Origin of the sequence: Sphingobium sp. SA2 (genome assembly GCF_032227065.1) — a bacterium.
Taxonomy (GTDB): Bacteria; Pseudomonadota; Alphaproteobacteria; order Sphingomonadales; family Sphingomonadaceae; genus Sphingobium.
Genome location: NZ_JAPMXX010000001.1, coordinates 873,990 through 893,386, shown reverse-complemented (window position 1 = coordinate 893,386; position 19,397 = coordinate 873,990). Strand labels below are relative to the sequence as shown.

Sequence of the window (19,397 nt, the reverse complement as noted above, 5' to 3'; positions counted from 1 at the left end):
TGGCCTGCCGCTGTGGAAGCGGAGGCGGGGCCGCCTGGCTGCCATGTCCGCTGGCACGGCGCAAATCGCCCCGGCGCTATCGCGTAACGGGGGTACAGAATGGCATGATCCAGCCCGCCGCCATCGCGCAAGCGATCCTTCGCATCGCGCCATTGCCCACACGGGCGAACGTGCCGCACATCCCGCATGTCCGACCGCCATCGCGCGGCGAAAGGCGCCGCCCGGAACGAACGGCCCCAGAGCAATGAGAGAGGCAAGCTACTCCATGGCCGACATCGAACTGCGCCCGCCAGCGCCGACGGAGGCCTTGCCGAGCATGGCCTATCGGTCCTGGTTCCTCTTCATCATGGTGCTGGTATCCGCTTCGGTGCAGGGCGAACGCTATCTGATGGTGGTGATGGTCGAACCGATCCGCCGCGAACTCGGCCTTTCGGACGCTGCGATCGGCATGGTCAAGGATATGATCATCGCCATCGTCTACATCCTGGCGATCATTCCGCTGGCGCGCCTCGCCGATCGCTGGTCCAAGCGTAAGATCGTCGCGATCGCCGCCACCGTCTGGAGCGCGGCGATCATCCTGTGCGGCATGGCCAAAAGCTTCTGGGTGCTGCTGATCGGCCGCGCCGGGATCGGCCTTGGCGAAGGCGGCTTCACTCCGCCGTCCCAGGCCTGGATCGCCGACCTCTTTCCCATTCGTCAGCGCGCCACCGCGCTTTCCATCTTCCTGCTCGGCGCGTCGCTCGGCACGTTTCTCGGCCCCGCCGTCGGCGGCTGGGCGGTGCAGGAATATGGCTGGCGCAACACGCTGATCTTCGCCAGCATCCCCGGCTTCATCCTGGCACCCATCGTCTGGTTCACCCTGCGCGACACCCGTGCTGGCCTCGCCGATGGCGCGCCGGTCGAAACGGGCGCGACGCCTTCCTTCCTCAAGACTGCGCGTGAACTGATGGCGATCCGGACATTGCCGCCGCTCATTCTGGCAGCCTCGCTCAATGCGCTGCTGACCATGGGCTTCATCAGCTGGGCACCGGCCTTCATGGAGCGCACGCACGGCATGCCCGCCAATGAAGCCGGGTTGCAGATGGGCGGCGCGCTCTTCTTCGGTTCGGCGATCGGCCATACGGTCGGCGGTCCCCTGGCGGACTTTCTTGGGCGTCGCGACATGCGTTGGTATGTCTGGATGCTGATGATCAGCGGCGCGCTCGCCACCGGCATCGGCTGGATGATCCTTACCGGCTCGGCCGACCGCGTGTTCCCGCTCTATGGCCTCAACATGCTGATCGGCGGCCTGTCCGCCGCGCCGTTGATGGCCGTGGTCGCGGGCCTTGTCCCGTCCCGCTCGCGCGCGACCGCCATTGCCGTGCTGATGGTGTCGATCCAGGTCATTGGCCTTGGCGGCGGCCCTGTGCTGGTTGGCTGGCTGAGCGACATGTTGCGGCCGATCTACGGCGAGGATTCGCTCGGCATGGCGATGCGCTGGGCGCTGCTGGTCGGCATTCCCAGCACCTTCCTCGCCTGGATCGCCAGCCGCTCCTGCCGCACCGATTTCGCGGCCGCGGGCGGCTGGAACGGGGCGGCCATCATCCACGCGCCGCATTGAAACAGGAGACGCACAATGCCCGCTTATATGATCTTCACCCGCGAAGGGCCGATCCACGATCAGGCGGCGATGGATGCCTATAGCGCCATGAACCGTGCCCAGGCGGGGCGCTTCGTCGCCGACTATGGGCTTAGGCCGCTCGCCGTCTACGGCGCGCTCGACACGCTGGAGGGCGAAGCACCCGATGGCATCATCATCCTGCAATTCCCCGACGCCGCCCAGGCCCGCGCCTGGTACGACAGCCCGGAATATCAGGAGGCCAAGGCCTTGCGGCAAAAGGGCGCAACCTATCGTGCCCTGCTGGTCGAGGGACTCTAGCCGATCGCCGCTCCCACCCCGCAGATGCCAAACCCAAGGAGGTATCCAGCCATGACCGACATCAAGCCCCGCATCCTGCCACTACCCCGCGCGGAATGGACGGACGACGCCCGCGAAGTCTTTGCCTATTGGGGCGAGCCCAATGCGTGGGAAGAAGGCTCCAAGACCAATGTCCTGATGGTTATGGCTAACCACCCTGATCTGGGCAAAGTCTATAATATCTGGGGCAAGCATCTGTTGATGTCGAACACGCTCTCGACGCGCCATCTGGAATTGCTCATCCTGCGCGTCGCCTGGAAGGTGAAGTCCGCTTATGAATGGCATAATCATGTCGGCTATGGCCTCAACGCCGGGCTGACGCTGGACGATATCGCCGCGATCCGTGATTATCCCACAGGCGGCGATTGGAACGAAGCCGATGAGGCCGTCCTGCGATCGGTCGATGAACTGATCGCCGACGGCACGATCAGCGATGCGACATGGGCCGTGCTTGGCCGTCATTTCGACAAGAAGCAGCAGATGGATCTGGTCTTTTCGATCGGCCATTATGTCATGACCAGTTGGGCCTTGTCCGCCTTTGGCGTCGGCATCGAAGGGGGTGCGGACCCGATCGGCTTCGACCTTAAGAGCGCATCGGGCAAGATACCCGGCAAGACCTACAAGCCCGGCGAGACCGAGGATTGGACCGACAGCCGCGGCTATTGACGCGGGCACTATCGCGGCAACGATATCGGGGCGGCACGCCCTGTTGCGCATTGCCGCGCGCCTGCCCCAGCGGGCATGACCAGCGCCAGATCTTCACGAAGGACAAGACCCATGGCGACCGACATATTGCTGCCCAAGATCGGCTTTTCGATGACCGAGGCCCAGATCGCCGAATGGCTCGCCGAAGACGGCGCGCAAGTGACCGAAGGCCAGCCGCTCTATCTGCTCGAAGCCGACAAGTCGGCCAATGAAGTGGAATCGCCCGCCAGCGGTACGTTGCGCATCGTCGCCCAGCCCGGCGAAACCTATGAAGTCGGCACCATATTGGGCACGATCGAATAATGACCCTGCGCGTCGGCATCGTCAGCGCCGCTTGGGGCGCCTTCGCCCATCTTCCCGCCTGGCGCGCCATTCCCGGCGTCGAGGTGACGGCCATCTGCACCTCGCGCGAGGAAACGGCGCGCGCTGCGGCCGACCGGCTGGGCCTGCCGCGCGCCTTCTGGAACGCGCAGGAGATGTGCGCCGACCCGGACATCGACATTGTCGATCTCGGCACCCGGCCCTCGGTGCGCCTGCCGATGGTGCTGGCCGCGCTGGCCCATGGCAAACATGTCTATAATGCCAGCCCCCATGCCCCCGACTGGGCAGGCGCCAAAGCGATCGACGCGGCGTGGCGCGCGGGCGGCAGCGTCGGTGTGGTCGATGCTTTCTCCCAATGGCTGCCCGCTCACCGCCAGATGAAGGCGATGCTCGACGATAGCTATGTCGGCACACCGCTCGGCGGCACCTGCCATTTCAACATCTCGCTGTTCAACAGCCCGATCAAGCAATTCCCCTATAATTGGTTCGCGCAAGGCGGGCAGGGGGTGTCGGCCGTCCGCAACAATGGCAGCCATGCGCTCTACATGCTGCGCCATCTGTTCGGCCCGATCGCCGAACTGGTCGCCGACGACAGCCAGATCCTGCGCGAATGGCGTTTCGCGGATGGCGACACCATCACGCCCGACACCACCGATTTCGCCAATGTCATTCTGCGCTTCGAAAGCGGCCTCACCATGCAGATGCAGATCAGCTGGTCCATGGCGCTGCACGATGGCTGGTTGATCGACGTCTTCGGCGACAAGGGCCGGATTGCCGTGTCGTCGCCGACCTTCCCGACCGCGCGCGACTGCACGTTGCGCGCCGGACAATTGGGCGGGGCGATGGCGGAGATCGCGATTCCCGATGCCTTCAAGGCGGCACCCGGCATCACGCTCGACTGGCAGAGCGAGCCCCAGCCAAGCTTCCCCATGGCGCTCTCGATGCAGGCCATGGTCGAAGCGATCGAGGGCCATGGCAACGCCGCCCCGGACTTTGCCGAAGCGCTGGAGGTAGAGCGTCTGCAGGAAGCCATCCGCCTGTCGAGCGAGGCACGATGTTGGGTATGGCTGGCGGACGTGACTTAACCTCTCCGTTCGTTTCGAGCGAAGTCGAGAAACGCCCGCGCCGCCTTATCGTCCGGTAAAGCGCGGCGCGCGCTTCTCCCTGAGCGCGGCAATCCCCTCGCGATGATCGGCGCTCCGCACGCTCAGCGACTCATAGGCGATCCCTGCCTCCATCACCGCGCCCGCAATTCGCTTGAGTTCGATATTGGTCAATATCTTGGTCCAGCGGATCGCATTCGGCGCGCCCGCCAGCAGCTTCGCGCAAAAGCCATCGACCGCCGCGTCCAGTGCCTCCGGCGCAACGCAGTGGTTGATCAGCCCGATCTCCGCCGCTTTTCGCGCGCTCAGCAGTTCACCGGTCAGCAGATATTCCTTGGCCTTGGCGAGGCCAATCCGCTGCGCCCACACGACCGCGCCGCCATCCCCGGCGACTAGGCCAATGCCCACATGCGGATCGCCGATCTTCGCGCCCTCCGCCGCAAAGATCACATCGCACAGCAGCGCGATCGACGCGCCCAGCCCCACCGCATGCCCGTTCATCCGGCAGACGACCGACTTTTCGATGTCCAGCATCGCAAAGACGATCCGCTTGGCCTGCCGCGCCTCATGGTCGAACAGGTGCGGGTTCGCGGCATTATGCGCCATATGGTCGATGTCGCCCCCCGCCGAAAAGGCCCGCCCCGCGCCGGTCAGCAGCACCACGTCGGAATCGGGATCGGTCCCGGCAAAGGTCAGCGCATCGGGCAATTCGTCATGCAGCACGCGATTGACCGCGTTCATCGCGTCGGGCCGGTTGAGCGTCACCACCAGCAACCGCCCGCGTCGCTCCAGCAGGATCGTCTCATAGGCGGGCAGCATCTGGGTCATCGCTCGGTCTCCTCGACGCTCCCCATATCACGCGCCGCGCCGCCGCCAACGTCGCCCCGGCGATAAGCGCAGGGCTGGCGTGGCGGCCGGCCGCATAACCGATATAGCCTGCGCCATAAGCAGAGGAGAGCGCATAGCATGACCGGATTTGACGAAATGGTCGACTGGCTCGTCGTCGGCAGCGGCGCAGGGTCGATGGCTTCGGCGCTGGTCATGCGCGACACCGGAAAATCGGTCGTCATCCTCGAAAAGACCGCCTTCGTCGGCGGCACGACGGCCAAGTCGGGCGGCGTGATGTGGATTCCAGCCAACCGTTTCATGCTGGCCGATGGCGAAAGCGACAGCGCCGAGGCAGCCATGGCCTATCTCGACGCCACGCAGGACGAGCATCCCGCCCCCGGCACCTCGTCCGCAAAGCGGCGCGCCTATGTCACGCAAGCGCCGCGCGCGATCGATTTCCTGGTCGACAAGGGCGTCGCCCTGCAACGCGGCGCGACCTTCTGGCCCGATTATTATGACGAACTGCCCGGCGGCTGCAAAACCTCACGCACGGTCGTCGCCAAGCCCTTCGACCGCAAGGAATTGGGGCCATGGCGCGACAAGCTGCGCAAGGGTTTCGCCGAATTCAACGTCACTTTGGTCGAAGGAATGGAGGCGCAGGGCCATCGCCGTACCAACAAGGCGTCGGGCAAAATGCTGCTGCGCATCATCGGCCGGACATTGCGGGACAAGCTGCTAGGACGCCAATATACCACCGCCGGCGCAGCGCTGCAGGGCCGCATGCTCAAGGCTGCCCTGGCCGCCGGCGTGGACATAAGGCTGAACGCACCCGCCCGCCAGATCATCATCGCCGATGACGCCGCGACAGGCGTCGAAACGGTGCGGGACGGCAAGCCCTGGCGGATCGGCGCGCGCTTGGGCGTCCTCATCAATGCGGGCGGCTTCTCGCAAAATCAGGCTATGCGCGATCGCTATATCCCCGGCACCAGCGTCCAATGGTCGCAGACGCCCGAAGGGGACACCGGCGACATGCACCAGGAACTGGAGCGGATCGGCGGTCATTTGGCGCAGATGGACCAGTTGGTCGGCTATCAGATGACGCCTGCGCCCGGTTGGGATCAAACCTATGTCGCACCAGGCGCGCAATCGATGACCGGCAAGCCCCACGCCATATTGGTGGACCAGAGAGGCCAGCGCTACATGAACGAGGGCGGCAGCTACGAACTTTATTGCGAAACCATGCGCAAGCGGAACGCGCTGGTCCCCGCCATCCCCAGTTGGGCGATCGTCGACCGCAACTATGTCGAATTATACGCCATCGCGGGTAAGTTCATCGACAAGAAAATCCCCGATGGCTGGATCGAAAGCGGCTATCTCCACACCGCCGACACGATCGCTGACCTTGCCACCAGCATCAAGGTCGATCCCGCTACATTGACCGCCACCGTCGCCCGCTGGAACGGCTTTGTCGCCAAGGGCGTGGACGAGGATTTTCAGCGCGGTGCCCGCGCCTATGATAATTGCGGCTTCGTCGGCGATCCCTTTTCCGACCAAAGCGCCCTCGGCGCGATCGACAAGGGGCCGTTTTACGCTGTCCCCGTGGTGCCCGGCGATGTCAGCACCTATGGCGGCGTCGTCACCGATGCGCGTGGCCGCGTGGTCAATGCCGACGGCCAGGTGATCGCCGGGCTCTATGCCACCGGCACCACCACGGCATCGGTCATGGGCAATGTCTATGTCGGCGCGGGGGCCAGCATCGGTCCTTCCCTGGTGTTCGGCTATATCGCCGCCCGCCACGCCGTAGGGCTCGATAATCAGCCCTGATCGGTAAAGCGCGCCGGTCGGGACAGAAGATAGGGCAGGGCAGGCGAAGAAATACGCGATTCGCCGCCATCGGCATGGATCAGCGACACCCGCCCCACGCCTGGTGAGGATACCACTGCCACCACGCTGTCCACCCATTGGTGCAGCATCGCGCGCGCATGGTCCAATTCCTCCCCTTGCGTCGTCGCTGCGCCCTCGGCCTCCAGTTCGGCCTCCAATTGCAGCACCCGGTCCGTCCGCTCGCTGATGTCGCGTGTGTCCTTGGTCATAAAATCCTTCCTTTCCCGTCGAGCATGAACGCCCCCGCGCGCCGCGCAAAGGGCAGCGTGCGCATATCGGCGGGGCGAATTGGCGGTGTGTTTCAGGGCATCAACGCCGCCTTCCGGGCCTTGATCCCCGCCCGCATCGACATATCGCCCCGGCGAGTTGACCCTCGCCCCGCAACGGCCAATGCAGGGGCATCCCATTGGCCATCTGAGGACTTTATGGCAGAGCTGAGCAACGCCCCGGCGCCGACCCCGGACCAGCTGGTAGACATCTACCGGCGCATGATCCGCATCGAACGCAATGATGACGCCATCCGCAAGACCATCCGGCTTGGGCGGCTCGTCATGCCCTATTATTCCGCGCGCGGGCAGGAAGTCATCCCCGCCACGCTCTCATCGCTGATGACGGACGATGACAAGATCTGCACCATCTATCGCGGCATCCACGACATGGTGGCCAAGGACATGCCGCTGCGCCCGCTCTGGGCCGAAATCGCCGGACGTGTCGATGGCACCTGCAAGGGGAAGGGCGGGCCGATGCACCTTACCCACCCCGAAAGCGGCGTCATGGTCACGACCGGCATCGTCGGCTCCTCCATGCCGATCGCCAATGGCCTCGCCTGGGCGGCAAAGCTGGATGGGTCGCGGCGCGTGACCATCGCCTATTTCGGTGACGGCGCTTCCAACATCGGCGCTTTCCATGAATCGCTCAACCTCGCCTCGGTCTGGAAGCTGCCGGTGATCTTCGTGTGCCAGAATAACGGCTTCGCCGAACATACACGCTATGAGAACGGCACCTCGGTCGACTTCATCGCCAAGCGCGCGATCGGCTATGGAATGCCGGGCTATACGGTTGACGGCAACGACCCGCTCGCCATGTTCGCCGCCGCCCATGATGCCATCACCCGCGCGCGCGATGGCGAAGGTCCGACCCTGCTGGAATGCAAGACGTTCCGCTTCCACGGCCATGTGCTGGGCGACGACGATAAATATATGACCAAGGAAGAAAAGGCTGCCGCGATCGAAAAAGACCCGCTGCCCGCCTTCAAGGCCTGGCTGATCGAACAGGGCCATGCGACCGAAGAGACGCTGGCCACAATGCAGGCGACGATCGAAGCCGAGATCGAAGACGCACAGGAATTCGGCCTCGCCAGTCCCTTGCCCTCGGTGGACGAATTGCGTCGCGATGTCTTTGCGCAGGAGATCCCGGCATGAGCGCCAAGAAGATGAACAGCCTCCAGGCCGTGAATGCAGCCTTGCATCAGGCCATGGCCGAAGACGACAAGGTGATCGTGCTGGGCGAGGATATCGCCGACCGCGAAGGCGGCGGCGTCACCGGCGCGACGGCGGGCCTGTCGACCAAATTCGGCGACGATCGCGTCAAATCCACGCCGATTTCCGAACAGGCGATCATTGGTGCGGCCATCGGCGCGGCGCTTGCGGGCTACAAGCCCGTCGCCGAAATCATGCTGATGAACTTCACCGCCGTCGCCATGGACATGATCTTCAACCATGCCGCCAAGCTGCGCTTCATGTCGGGTGGGCAAAGCACGGTGCCGATCACCATCCGCACGCTGACGGGTGCCGGCTGGCAGACTGCGGGCCAACATGCCGATCATCTCGAAGGCTGGTTCGCGCATACGGCGGGGATCAAGGTGGTCGCGCCGTCCAATCCCGTCGACTATGCAGGATTGCTCCTGTCCTGCATCCAAGATCCGGACCCCTGCATCTTCATCGAATCGGCCGGATCGCTGTTCATCCCTGCCGAAGTGCCCGATGTGATAGTGCCCGTTCCGCTCGGCAAGGCGCGGATCGTGCAGGAAGGGACCGACGTCACCATCGTCTCCTGGTCGTCGCAGGTCATCCGCTGCCAGCAGGCGCTTGCCCCCTTGGCAGAGGCGGGCATTTCGGTCGAACTGATCGACTTGCGCACGGTATCGCCCTGGGACAAGGAAGCCGTGCTGGCCTCCGTCGCCAAGACGGGTCGCGCGGTGATCGCCCATGAAGCGGTGCGCCATTTCGGCCCCGGCGGCGAAATCGCCTCGACCATAGCCGAAGAACTATTCGGTCAGTTAAAGGCACCGGTCCGCCGCCTTGGCGCGCCCTATTCGCCGGTGCCCTTCGCCAAGGTGCTGGAAGACGTCTATATCGTCTCGCCCGATCGGGTGGTCGAAACGGTGAAGGCCCTGATGGCCTGACAGAAACAGGGGGCCGATCCACAAAGGTCCGGCCCCCTTTCTTATGTCCCCCGTCAATCGCTCGATGACGCGCCATTCGACAGACCGGATGCCAGGCCGGATGCCAGCACAATTCCATCTATCTCGCGCAACATCGCCGCGAACTGGTCCAGCTCCGTCTTAGCAAAGCGGCTGAATATCTGCTGCTCCAACTCCAGCGCCTTGGGCACCACCGCCTCATATAAGGCGCGTCCCTCGCTCGTCAGCACCAACAGATGCGATCGCTGATCGGCGGCGTTGGGCCTGCGCGCGATCAGGTCGCGCGCGATCAGGCTCTTGGCCGCGCGGCTCACCGTCACCTTGTCCATCCGCGTGCGGATGCCGATCGCCTGCTGGGTGATTCCGTCCACGCTCTCGGCCGTCACCGCAATCACCCGCCATTCGGGAATGCGCAGTCCGAACAGCGCCTGATAGGCGCTCGCCACCGCGTCGCTCACCAGATTGGCGGTGAAGGACAGGCGATAAGGCAGGAAATCATCGAGCGTGAGCGTAGCGGCGGACATGGCAGATAGTAACATTTGACACCAGTTCGGCAAGGCCTATGATGGTTGCAAAGGAAACTATCGGCCGGAGAGGGCAGGGCAATGCGCGCCAGCGACAATATGATGACCGGCTTTGCCAATCATTTCGCAACGCAGGCGGTGCCAGGCGCGCTGCCGGTCGGCTGTAACTCGCCGCAGAAAGTGCCCTTTGGCCTCTATGCCGAACAGCTTTCAGGCACGGCCTTCACCGCACCCCGCGCCGAGAACCGCCGCAGCTGGCTCTACCGCCTGCGCCCGACGGCGCAGCATGGTGCCTATCGCCCCTGGCAAGGGGCTGGCCAATTTCGTTCCGCGCCCTTCACCGACCTGCCACCATCCCCCAACCGCCTGCGCTGGAACCCGCTGCCGATCCCGACCGATCCGACCGATTTCCTCGACGGCCTCGTCACCTATTGCGGCAATGGCGATGTCGCGGCGGGCACGGGGCAGGGGGTGCATCTCTACACCTGCAACCGCTCGATGCAGGACCGCGCCTTTTTCAACGCGGACGGCGAAATGCTGATCGTGCCGCAGGAAGGGGCCATTCGTCTCATCACCGAACTTGGTCGCTTCGACGTCGACCCGCTCCAGATCGCCCTCATCCCGCGCGGCCTGCGCTTCCGCGTCGAATTGCTGGACCTGGTCGCGCGCGGCTATGTCTGCGAAAATTACGGTGCGGCCTTTCGCCTGCCCGACCTTGGCCCAATCGGCGCGAACGGGCTTGCCAATCCGCGCGATTTCGAAACGCCGGTCGCCTGGTTCGAGGATGTCGATGCGCCGGTCGACTTGATCCAGAAATTCCAGGGTCAGCTCTGGTCCACCCGTCTGCCGCACAGTCCGTTCGATGTCGTCGCCTGGCACGGCGATCTCGCACCCTGCCGCTATGACCTGCGCCGCTTCAACACGATCAACACGGTCAGCTACGACCATCCCGATCCGTCCATCTTCACCGTCCTGACCAGCCCCAGCGACACGCCCGGCACCGCCAATTGCGACTTCGTCATCTTCCCGCCGCGCTGGATGGTGGCGGAGAATACGTTCCGCCCGCCCTGGTTCCACCGCAACGTCATGAGCGAATTTATGGGCCTGATAACCGGCACCTATGACGCAAAGGCAGGCGGCTTCGCCCCCGGCGGCGCATCGCTGCACAATCAGATGGCGAGCCACGGCCCTGACCGCGCCAGCTATGAAACGGGCATCACCGCCGCCTTGGCCCCGCACAAGATCGAAGCCACCATGGCCTTCATGTTCGAAAGCCGCTTCCCCTTCCGCCCCACAGAGTTCGCCGCGCAAGCCCCCTTCGCCCAGCCCGACTATGACCAATGCTGGGATGGCTTCCGCAAGGCGCAGCTCCCCACAGACAAGGACGCCGCATGATCGACCACACCCACGCCGCCGACCTGCAAAGCTGGGTCACCAGCGCGAACGGCCATGCCGCCTTCCCGATCCAGAATCTGCCGCTAGGTATCTTCTCGCCGCCCGGCGGCGGCCCGCGCGCAGGCGTCGCAATAGGCGACTATATCATTGATATAAAAGCCATAATTGACATTCTGCCGACGGACTTGCAGGCCGCGCTGAACCAAACCCGCCTCAACAGTTTCTTCGCCCTGCCAACCGCCCTCCGGCGCGAATTACGCAAAGCAATGTCCGCTTCGCTGTCCGATTTGGCGTTTCAGGCAGCGGTCGAACCCGCGCTGCACCCGATGGCGGCTTGCGAACTCCACCTCCCGGCTACCATCGGCGACTATACCGATTTCTATGTCGGCATCCATCACGCCACCCATGTCGGCCAGTTGTTCCGCCCCGACAATCCGCTGCTGCCTAACTATAAATATGTTCCCATTGGATATCATGGCCGCGCCTCTTCAATCCGCCCCTCCGGCGTCCCTGTGATCCGCCCGGCCGGCCAGACCAAGGGACCACAGGATAGCGAACCGGTCTTCGGCCCGACCCGGCGGCTCGATTATGAACTGGAACTTGGGCTTTGGATCGGGGAGGGCAATGAATTGGGTGAGCCCATCCCGATCGGTCAGGCGGCCGACCATATTGCGGGCTTCTGCCTGCTCAACGACTGGTCGGCGCGCGATTTTCAGGCCTGGGAATATGTGCCGCTCGGCCCCTTCCTCGCCAAGAATTTCCATTCCACCATCTCGCCCTGGGTCATCACCCCCGAAGCCCTAGCCCCCTTCCGCGCTGCGCAGCCAGCACGCGACGCCGCTGACCCCAAGCCCTTGCCCTATCTATGGGACGAACAGGATCAGGCTGGCGGCGCTCTAGCGCTCGACCTTAGCGTCACCCTGTCCACCACCCGGATGCGCGATCAGGGGCTGCCGGACTTCGCGCTCAGCCACGGCCCCTCGTCGAACATGTATTGGACGCCCGCGCAGATCGTTACCCATCATGCCTCGAACGGCTGTAACCTCCAGCCCGGCGACCTGCTCGGCACCGGCACCATTTCCGGTCCCGATCGCAGCGCTTATGGTAGCCTGTTGGAGATCAGCCGCGGCGGGGCGGAACCGATCACCCTGCCATCGGGCGAACAACGCACCTTCCTGGAGGATGGCGACGAAGTGGTCCTCACCGCAACTGCGCGGCGGGAGGGCTTTGCGTCTATCGGCTTTGGCGAATGCCGCGCCCGCATCCTTCCGGCCAAAGGCTGACGGGCATGATCCTGCACGGCTATTGGCGATCGAGCGCCGCCTACCGGGTGCGCATCGCGCTGGCGCTCAAAGGGCTGGACTATCGTCAGACGCCCTACGACCTGCGCACCAGTGCGCATCGCGCCCCGTCTTTCCGCGTACTCAACCCGCAGGCGCTCGTTCCCGCGCTGGAAACGCCGGACGGTGTCCTCACCCAGTCCGGCGCGATCATCGAATGGCTGGACGAGCAATATCCCGACCCGCCGCTGCTGCCCGCCAAGGCGTTCGACCGGGCGGTGGTGCGCGGCATGGCGGCCCTTGTCGGGTGCGACATTCACCCGCTCAACAATCTGCGCGTCCTCGACCGGCTACGTGGCGATTTCGCGGCTAGCCCCGATCAGATCACCGCCTGGATCGGCCATTGGATCAACGAAGGCTTCGCCGCGCTGGAGCAACAGATTGCCCGCCACGGCGGCGACTTCACCTTCGGCGATACGCCCGGCCTGGCCGACTGTTTCCTGCTACCGCAACTCTATAGTGCGCATCGCTTCGGCGTCGATATGCAGCCCTTCCCGCTGATCCGCGCGATCGGTATCCGCCTGTCGAGCCTCGCGTCCGTCGCCCAGGCCCATCCCGATCAGCAGCCCGACGCCGACCGCCCCTAGAGCAGCCCCGCATCCTTATGCGCCAGCCGCCGTCCGGTGATCAGCGTCTGGCCGATGAACAGGATGATCAACAGGCCGCCGACCGCGCCGACGAATATGTCGAAGCCCGACCAGCGCCCGAACAGGCCCGGCCCATAGCCCAGCATCATCATCATGATGGTCAGGCCGATCAGCATTAGCCGCAATTCGGTCGGCCCGGCCGACAGATAGGAGAGTTTGAACTCGCCCAGCACGCGGGCGGAAAGATAGGCGTGGATCGACAGCAGCAGATAGCCTGCCAGCGCCACCATCGCGACGTCCATCGTGACGAAGGGGCTAAGCCCTATCCCGGCCAGGATCAGCAGCGTGACCAGCCCGTCGCAGCTATGGTCGATGAAATAGCCATAGGATGGCCGCTCGATCCTCCGGAACCGCGCCAGGCTGCCATCCATCGAATCCCCGAACCACTGGACGACATAGCCAATAATGGCGAGGATCAGCCAGGCCGCACCCCAATTGCTGGCCACATAGCCGGCAAAGGTCATCACCGCGCCGATCACCCCGGCGAAGGTCAGGCGGTCGGGCGTGACCCAGCTCGGCATCCGGCTGCATAGCCAGGTCAGCAATCGTCGTTCGGCCTTGGCAAGAAAATTCTGTTGTATGCGATCAAGCGTGCCGGGGCCGCTTTGTAATGAGTCTGTCATATCGCCTTATCGGGCAACCCGGCGACAACGGCAATGCTCCTGTCACTTCGGTTCGTCGCCATCCCGACTCATGCCGTCATACGCCCGACAATACTGGCCGCGTCAGCCTGCCAGTCAATGCCATGCGCGCTCGTCCAATCCGCATCATAATAGGTGCAGCCATAGCGATCGCCACTGTCGCATAGCAGCGTGACGATACTACCCTGTTCGCCCGCCTGCGCCATGGCATCGGCGATCGCCATGCAGGCCCAGATATTAGTGCCGGTCGATCCACCGACGCGGCGACCCAATATCCCGGCGAGCGCATGCATCGCGCCGATCGACTGCGCATCCTCCACCGCGATCATCCGGTCGATCACGGAAGGGATGAAGCTCGGCTCAACGCGGGGCCGCCCGATCCCCTCGATCCGCGCCGCACAGCCTTCGGGCAGGGTGGTGACCGACGGGTCGGCATGGTGGCGATGAAAGACCGAGTTGACGGGATCGGCGACGCACAGGCGGGTCGAGTGCCGTTCGTAGCGGATGAAGCGGCCGATCGTCGCCGATGTGCCACCCGTTCCCGCGCCACAGACGATCCAGCTGGGGATGGGATATTCTTCGTGCGCCATTTGGGTGAAGATGCTCTGCGCGATATTATTATTGCCGCGCCAGTCGGTCGCCCGCTCGGCATAGGTGAACTGATCGAGATAATGACCGCCGGTTTCCTGCGCCAGCCGTTGCGCCGTGGCATAGACGGTGCGGGGATCATCGACGGCATGGATCTCGCCACCGTGAAAGCGGATGGCATCGAGCTTGGGCGCGGCGGTAGACGCTGGCACCACGGCGATGAAGCGCAGTCCCAGCATCTTGGCGAAATAGGCTTCGGACACGGCGGTCGAGCCGGATGAGGCCTCGATCACCGTCGTCTGCGGCCCGATCCATTCGTTGCACAACGCATAGAGAAAGAGCGAGCGCGCCAGCCGATGCTTGAGGCTGCCGGTCGGGTGCGAGCTTTCATCTTTTAGATACAGGGTGATGCCGGGGTGTCGCGGCAAGGGTAGGCGGATAAGGTGGGTGTCGGCGGAGCGGTTATAATCCGCCTCGATCCGCCTGATCGCCTCGGCCAGCCAGTCCCGCGACACCCCACCACTCATGCGGCCAGGCCCAGCGCCCGCAGCAGCGCAGCCGAATCCGGCTCGCGGCCCCGGAAGCCGACGAAATTGTCGAGCGCAGGCCGCGATCCGCCCCGTGCCAGCACATGGTCGCGGAACAGCCCGCCCAATGCGGCGCGGTCGGCGCGCTCATCGGCAAAGGCTTCGAAGGCATCGGCGGACAGGCGTTCGGCCCACAAATAGCTGTAATAGCCCGCCGCATAACCGCCCGCGAAGATATGGCTGAAGCCATGGGCGAAGCGATGCCATTCCGGCGGATGAATGACGGCTACTTCCTGCCGGACTGCCTGCAGCACTTGCTGTGCGGAGGGACCATCAGGCTGCGCCGTCGCCAGATGCAGACGCAGATCGAACAAAGCGAACTCCACCTGCCGCAGCAAAGCGAGCGCGCCCATGAAGCGGCGCGCGGCGAGCATCCGGCCGATCATTGCCTCATCCAGCGGCGCCCCGCTCGTCTCATGCGCCGACACCCGGCGCAGCATGGCTGGCTCCCAGGCGAAATTCTCCAGAAACTGGCTCGGCAGCTCCACCGCATCCCATTCGACGCCCGATATGCCGCCAATCGAGGGCAGGTCCACCTGAGTCAGCAGATGATGCAGGCAATGGCCCATTTCGTGGAACAGCGTGACCATATCCGAATGGGTAAGATGCGCGGGCCGATCCGCGCCGCCGCTGGCGAAATTGCACACCAGATAGGCGATCGGCATTTGCTCCCGGTCGGCTTCGCGCAGGCGCGGACGGCACACGTCCATCCACGCGCCGCCCCGCTTGCCCGCCCGCGCGAACATATCGCAATAGAGCGCGGCGACCGGCGCATCCTCGCCTGCCCGGTGGAACGTGAAATAGCGCACGTCGGGATGCCAGACCGGCGCTTCGCCATCGGCGGCGCGGATCTCCAGTTCGAACAGGTCGGTGACCAAGGCGAACAGACCGTCAAGCACGCGCGCCAGCGGCAGATGCGCGCGAATTTCCGCCTCGTCAACGGCATGCACCGCGCGGCGCATATGTTCGGTCACATAGGCGACATCCCATGGTTCGATGGTCGCAATGGCGAGATGATCGCGCGCGAAGGCGGTCAGTTCGGCCAGTTCCTCCTGCGCGCGCGGCCGCGCCCGTTGCGCCAGATCGACGAGGAAGGCGTCAACCTCGGCCCCGTCGCGCGCCATCTTGGTCGAGAGCGACAATGCCACCGCATCGCTATGGCCCAACAAGCGCGCGGCATCCTGCCGTAAGGCCAGCAATTGCGCGATCCGATCGCCATTGTCGAACTGGCCCGCCTGCGGCCCTTGTTCGGAGGCGCGGGTGCCATAGGCTTCGTAGACGGTGCGGCGTAGGTCACGATCCTGCGCAAAGGCCGTGACAGCGCGCACCGATGGCGCGTGGAGATCGACCAACCAGCCGTCCAGCCCCTTCGCCTGCGCGGCGCGCGCCATCGCGTCCTGGTCGCTTTGCGGCACCCCCGCCAGGCGCGTGTCGTCGGTCAGGTGTAGCGTCCAGGCTTCGGTCGCATCCATCACCGCATTGGCGAACGCGGTCGCCAATCGCCCCTGTTCGACGCTGTTGGCGGCAAAGGCAGCGCGATCTTCCCCGTCGAGACTGACGCCCGACAATTCAAAGCCGCGCAGCGTCAGGGCAAGCGCGCGGGCTTGCGCCTCATCCAGCCCCTCGGTCGGGATCGCGGCCAGCGCATCATAAAGCGGCCGGTCCTGCCCGACCTCGGCAAAATAGCTGTGGATCAGCGGTTGGGCTTCCCCATGGGCGGCACGCAGTTCGGGGCTGTTGGTCACGCCGATCAGATGATCGACCGTGCCCCATATGCGCGATAGGGCAGCGTCGGCGCTTTCCTTGGCCAGGAAGACGGCGGCAAAGCCCGACGCCTGGGCGCATTGGGTCATGGCGGCGCGATGGGTGGCGATCGCACTTTCCACGGCGGGCAGGACATGGTCGGGATGGATGTCGCCGAATTGGGGGTGCAGGCGGCTGTCGAGCAGGGGATTGGCTTGGGTCATGCCCTTGCCCTTACACGGGACGGGGCATGACCGTAAAGCGCTCCATGGGTCAGAGGCGGGCGCTATGCCAGCGCAGATGATCCTCGATGAAGGTCGAGATGGTATAATAGCTATGGTCATAGCCGGACTGGAGCCGCAGCGTCAGCGGAATGCCCGCCGCCTTGCAAGCCGCATCCAGCAGGTCGGGACGGAGCTGTTCAGCAAGGAAGGGATCGGCCTCTCCCTGATCCACCAGAAGGTCGGCGATCCGCGCGCCATCCTCGATCAGCGCCACCGCATCATGGCGACGCCAGGCTGTGCGATCATCACCGAGATAGCCGCTCAACGCTTTCTGGCCCCAGGGCACTTGCGAGGGGGCAACGATCGGGGCGAAGGCGGACACGGCTTTGAACCGATCGGGGAAGGTCAGTCCGATGGTCAATGCGCCATGGCCGCCCATGGAATGGCCCATGATCGACTGCCTGTCCATGTCGGCGGGGAATTGCGCCGCAACCAGCGCAGGCAGTTCTTCGGTCACATAGGACCACATATGATAGTGGGTGGCGAAGGGCGGCTGCGTCGCATCGACATAGAAGCCCGCCCCAAGCCCAAAATCATAGGCGCCATCGGGATCATCGGCCACAGCTTCGCCGCGCGGCGACGTGTCGGGCGCGACGAAGATGAGGCCGAGTTTAGCGCAGAGGCGGCGATATTCGCCCTTTTCCGTGACATTGGCATGGGTGCAAGTCAGCCCTGACAGATACCAGACCACTGGTAGCTTCGCGCCGGGCGCATGGGGCGGGACATAGACCGAGAAGGTCATGTCGCCGCCGCAGACGGCGGAGGCATGACGATAGACGCCCTGCACCCCGCCAAAAGCGCGATTGGTCGATACCGTCTCCATGCCGGTCATTCCCTTACTCGCCGTCAGCGTAGCAATAGGCGCAAATCTTGTTGCCGGTGGGGTCGCGCATATAGGCGGCATAGGCGGTCGGCGCGAAGGCGCGGGGGCCAGGCGCTCCTTCGCAGGTGCCGCCATGGGCAAGGCCTGCTTCATGGAAGGCGCGGACCTGCGCACGGGTGGCGGCGGCAAAGCCCAGCGTACCGCCATTGGCATGGCAGGCCGGTTCGCCATTGGCCGGGGTCAGCACCAGAAATTCGGGCGTGCCCTTGCCATAGAGAAAGGCCTTGTCGCCCATCGCGCCCAGATTATCGATGCCGAGCGCGCCAAGGGCTGCGTCGTAAAAAGCCTTCGATACGGCGATGTCGTTGGCGCCAACGCAGGCGTGGGTGAAAATGGACATGGGGTTGCTCCTCGCTCAAAATATCAGAAAATGACGACGCTGCGGATGCTTGTCCCAGCATGCATCAGGTCGAAGCCCTTGTTGATCTCTTCGAGGCTCAGGACATGGGTGATCATCGGGTCGATCTCGATCTTGCCGTTCATATACCAGTCGACGATCTTGGGGACGTCGGTGCGGCCCTTGGCACCGCCAAAGGCGCTGCCCTGCCAGACGCGGCCGGTGACCAGCTGGAACGGGCGGGTGCTGATTTCCTTGCCCGCTTCCGCGACACCGATGACGGTCGATACGCCCCAGCCGCGATGGCAGGCCTCCAGCGCCTGACGCATGACCGTGGTGTTGCCGGTGCAGTCGAACGTATGGTCCGCGCCACCATCGGTCAGCGCCACCAGATGCTGGACAATATCGCCCTCAATGTCCTTGGGATTGACGAAATGGGTCATGCCAAAGCGCTTGCCCCATGCCTCCCGGTCGGGATTGATGTCGACGCCGATGATCTTGTCGGCCCCCACCATGCGCGCGCCCTGCAGCACGTTCAGGCCGATGCCGCCCAGGCCGAATACGATGACATTGTCGCCCACGCGAACCTTGGCGCTGTTCACCACCGCGCCGACGCCCGTGGTGACGCCGCAGCCGATATAGCAGCTCTTGTCGAACGGCGCGTCCTCGCGGATCTTGGCGACCGCGATCTCCGGCAGGACGGTGAAGTTGGAGAAGGTCGAGCAGCCCATATAATGGAAGATGGGCTGGCCCTTATAGGAAAAGCGGGTCGTGCCGTCGGGCATCAGCCCTTTGCCCTGCGTCGCGCGGATCGCGGTACACAGGTTTGTCTTGCCCGACAGGCAGCTTTTGCACTGGCGGCATTCAGGCGTGTAGAGCGGGATCACATGGTCGCCAGGCTTGACGCTGGTCACGCCAGCGCCGACTTCGCGCACGATGCCTGCGCCTTCATGGCCCAGTACGGACGGGAAGATACCCTCGCTGTCGAAACCATCAAGCGTATAAGCGTCGGTATGGCAGATGCCCGTCGCCATGATTTCCACCAGCACTTCGCCCGCCTTCGGCCCTTCCAGGTCGAGTTCGACGATTTCAAGCGGCTTCTTGGCTTCAAAGGCGACGGCGGCGCGGGTCTTCATATGGCACTCCTCTGCGATTGCCCGTCTTCTAGCGCCACGTAAGGGAGATGATAAAGAGGCGTATCGATAAAT

Annotated in this window: 20 protein-coding genes; 11 read left to right on the top strand and 9 right to left on the bottom strand. The window is 64.2% G+C overall.

From position 1 onward, the window contains the following. Window positions 1–265 precede the first annotated feature (265 nt). The 5 genes from OVY48_RS04375 to OVY48_RS04355 all read left to right on the top strand — a co-directional run bounded on the left by OVY48_RS04375 (window position 266) and on the right by OVY48_RS04355 (window position 4,068). Window positions 266–1,600 (top strand): MFS transporter, encoded by a 1,335-nt coding sequence (locus tag OVY48_RS04375; protein ID WP_037473690.1) that lies wholly within the window; start codon window positions 266–268, stop codon window positions 1,598–1,600. Window positions 1,601–1,615: 15 nt separating this feature from the next. Next, complete coding sequence (locus OVY48_RS04370) at window positions 1,616–1,918, top strand: DUF1330 domain-containing protein (protein WP_037473688.1); 303 nt, start codon at window positions 1,616–1,618, stop codon at window positions 1,916–1,918. Between the two features lie 51 nt (window positions 1,919–1,969). Further along, window positions 1,970–2,623 (top strand): carboxymuconolactone decarboxylase family protein, encoded by a 654-nt coding sequence (locus tag OVY48_RS04365; protein ID WP_037473687.1) that lies wholly within the window; start codon window positions 1,970–1,972, stop codon window positions 2,621–2,623. Window positions 2,624–2,734: 111 nt separating this feature from the next. Next, the gene (locus tag OVY48_RS04360; protein ID WP_037473685.1) at window positions 2,735–2,965 is read left to right on the top strand and encodes a biotin/lipoyl-containing protein; all 231 of its coding nucleotides are present in this window, start codon (window positions 2,735–2,737) and stop codon (window positions 2,963–2,965) included. Continuing rightward, on the top strand, window positions 2,965–4,068 hold the full coding sequence (locus OVY48_RS04355) for a Gfo/Idh/MocA family protein (RefSeq protein ID WP_037473684.1): 1,104 nt from the start codon (window positions 2,965–2,967) through the stop codon (window positions 4,066–4,068). Before OVY48_RS04360 ends, OVY48_RS04355 begins: the two co-directional genes overlap by 1 nt. A gap of 45 nt (window positions 4,069–4,113) precedes the next feature. Here OVY48_RS04355 and OVY48_RS04350 read toward each other — a convergent pair whose 3' ends face one another. Further along, on the bottom strand, window positions 4,114–4,914 hold the full coding sequence (locus tag OVY48_RS04350) for an enoyl-CoA hydratase/isomerase family protein (protein ID WP_069064347.1): 801 nt from the start codon (window positions 4,912–4,914) through the stop codon (window positions 4,114–4,116). A gap of 138 nt (window positions 4,915–5,052) precedes the next feature. On the opposite strand from OVY48_RS04350, the gene OVY48_RS04345 reads away from it, so the two are divergent. Further along, window positions 5,053–6,738, top strand: a complete 1,686-nt coding sequence (locus OVY48_RS04345) for an FAD-binding protein (protein WP_037473681.1) — start codon at window positions 5,053–5,055, stop codon at window positions 6,736–6,738. Here OVY48_RS04345 and OVY48_RS04340 read toward each other — a convergent pair. Then, window positions 6,729–7,007: a hypothetical protein gene (locus tag OVY48_RS04340; RefSeq protein WP_037473680.1), complete on the bottom strand. Its 279-nt coding sequence runs from the start codon at window positions 7,005–7,007 to the stop codon at window positions 6,729–6,731. The genes OVY48_RS04345 and OVY48_RS04340 overlap by 10 nt on opposite strands. A gap of 216 nt (window positions 7,008–7,223) precedes the next feature. On the opposite strand from OVY48_RS04340, the gene OVY48_RS04335 reads away from it, so the two are divergent. Next, window positions 7,224–8,219 carry a thiamine pyrophosphate-dependent dehydrogenase E1 component subunit alpha gene (locus OVY48_RS04335; RefSeq protein ID WP_037473679.1) on the top strand — a complete coding sequence of 332 codons (996 nt, stop codon included), beginning with the start codon at window positions 7,224–7,226 and terminating at the stop codon, window positions 8,217–8,219. Continuing rightward, the gene (locus OVY48_RS04330; protein ID WP_313921909.1) at window positions 8,216–9,202 is read left to right on the top strand and encodes an alpha-ketoacid dehydrogenase subunit beta; all 987 of its coding nucleotides are present in this window, start codon (window positions 8,216–8,218) and stop codon (window positions 9,200–9,202) included. Before OVY48_RS04335 ends, OVY48_RS04330 begins: the two co-directional genes overlap by 4 nt. A 53-nt stretch (window positions 9,203–9,255) precedes the next feature. Here the strand turns inward: OVY48_RS04330 and OVY48_RS04325 are convergent, their stop codons facing one another. Then, the gene (locus tag OVY48_RS04325; RefSeq protein WP_313921908.1) at window positions 9,256–9,744 is read right to left on the bottom strand and encodes a MarR family transcriptional regulator; all 489 of its coding nucleotides are present in this window, start codon (window positions 9,742–9,744) and stop codon (window positions 9,256–9,258) included. 102 nt (window positions 9,745–9,846) lie between these two features. Between OVY48_RS04325 and hmgA the strand changes: the two genes are divergently transcribed. The 3 genes from hmgA to maiA are packed head-to-tail and all read left to right on the top strand — an operon-like array spanning window position 9,847 to window position 13,066. Beyond that, a complete protein-coding gene (hmgA, locus tag OVY48_RS04320; RefSeq protein WP_409592956.1) occupies window positions 9,847–11,139 on the top strand; it encodes a homogentisate 1,2-dioxygenase in 1,293 nt (430 codons plus the stop codon). Continuing rightward, a complete protein-coding gene (gene fahA / locus OVY48_RS04315; RefSeq protein ID WP_313921906.1) occupies window positions 11,136–12,422 on the top strand; it encodes a fumarylacetoacetase in 1,287 nt (428 codons plus the stop codon). The genes hmgA and fahA overlap by 4 nt, the downstream gene beginning before the upstream one ends. A gap of 5 nt (window positions 12,423–12,427) precedes the next feature. Beyond that, window positions 12,428–13,066 (top strand): maleylacetoacetate isomerase, encoded by a 639-nt coding sequence (gene maiA, locus OVY48_RS04310; RefSeq protein WP_313921905.1) that lies wholly within the window; start codon window positions 12,428–12,430, stop codon window positions 13,064–13,066. On the opposite strand, the gene OVY48_RS04305 is transcribed toward maiA, so the two are convergent. The 6 genes from OVY48_RS04305 to OVY48_RS04280 form a co-directional block, all read right to left on the bottom strand. Then, a complete protein-coding gene (locus OVY48_RS04305) occupies window positions 13,063–13,749 on the bottom strand; it encodes a CDP-alcohol phosphatidyltransferase family protein (RefSeq protein ID WP_313921904.1) in 687 nt (228 codons plus the stop codon). The genes maiA and OVY48_RS04305 overlap by 4 nt on opposite strands. 68 nt (window positions 13,750–13,817) lie before the next feature. Further along, window positions 13,818–14,882 (bottom strand): PLP-dependent cysteine synthase family protein, encoded by a 1,065-nt coding sequence (locus OVY48_RS04300; RefSeq protein ID WP_313921903.1) that lies wholly within the window; start codon window positions 14,880–14,882, stop codon window positions 13,818–13,820. Then, on the bottom strand, window positions 14,879–16,909 hold the full coding sequence (locus OVY48_RS04295; protein WP_037473670.1) for a M3 family metallopeptidase: 2,031 nt from the start codon (window positions 16,907–16,909) through the stop codon (window positions 14,879–14,881). The genes OVY48_RS04300 and OVY48_RS04295 overlap by 4 nt, the downstream gene beginning before the upstream one ends. A 49-nt stretch (window positions 16,910–16,958) precedes the next feature. Continuing rightward, the gene (gene fghA / locus OVY48_RS04290; protein ID WP_313922059.1) at window positions 16,959–17,792 is read right to left on the bottom strand and encodes an S-formylglutathione hydrolase; all 834 of its coding nucleotides are present in this window, start codon (window positions 17,790–17,792) and stop codon (window positions 16,959–16,961) included. A 13-nt stretch (window positions 17,793–17,805) separates the two neighbouring features. Continuing rightward, window positions 17,806–18,192, bottom strand: a complete 387-nt coding sequence (locus tag OVY48_RS04285) for a VOC family protein (protein ID WP_037473669.1) — start codon at window positions 18,190–18,192, stop codon at window positions 17,806–17,808. 23 nt (window positions 18,193–18,215) lie between these two features. Then, complete coding sequence (locus OVY48_RS04280) at window positions 18,216–19,325, bottom strand: S-(hydroxymethyl)glutathione dehydrogenase/class III alcohol dehydrogenase (RefSeq protein WP_037473667.1); 1,110 nt, start codon at window positions 19,323–19,325, stop codon at window positions 18,216–18,218. Window positions 19,326–19,397: the final 72 nt, after the last annotated feature.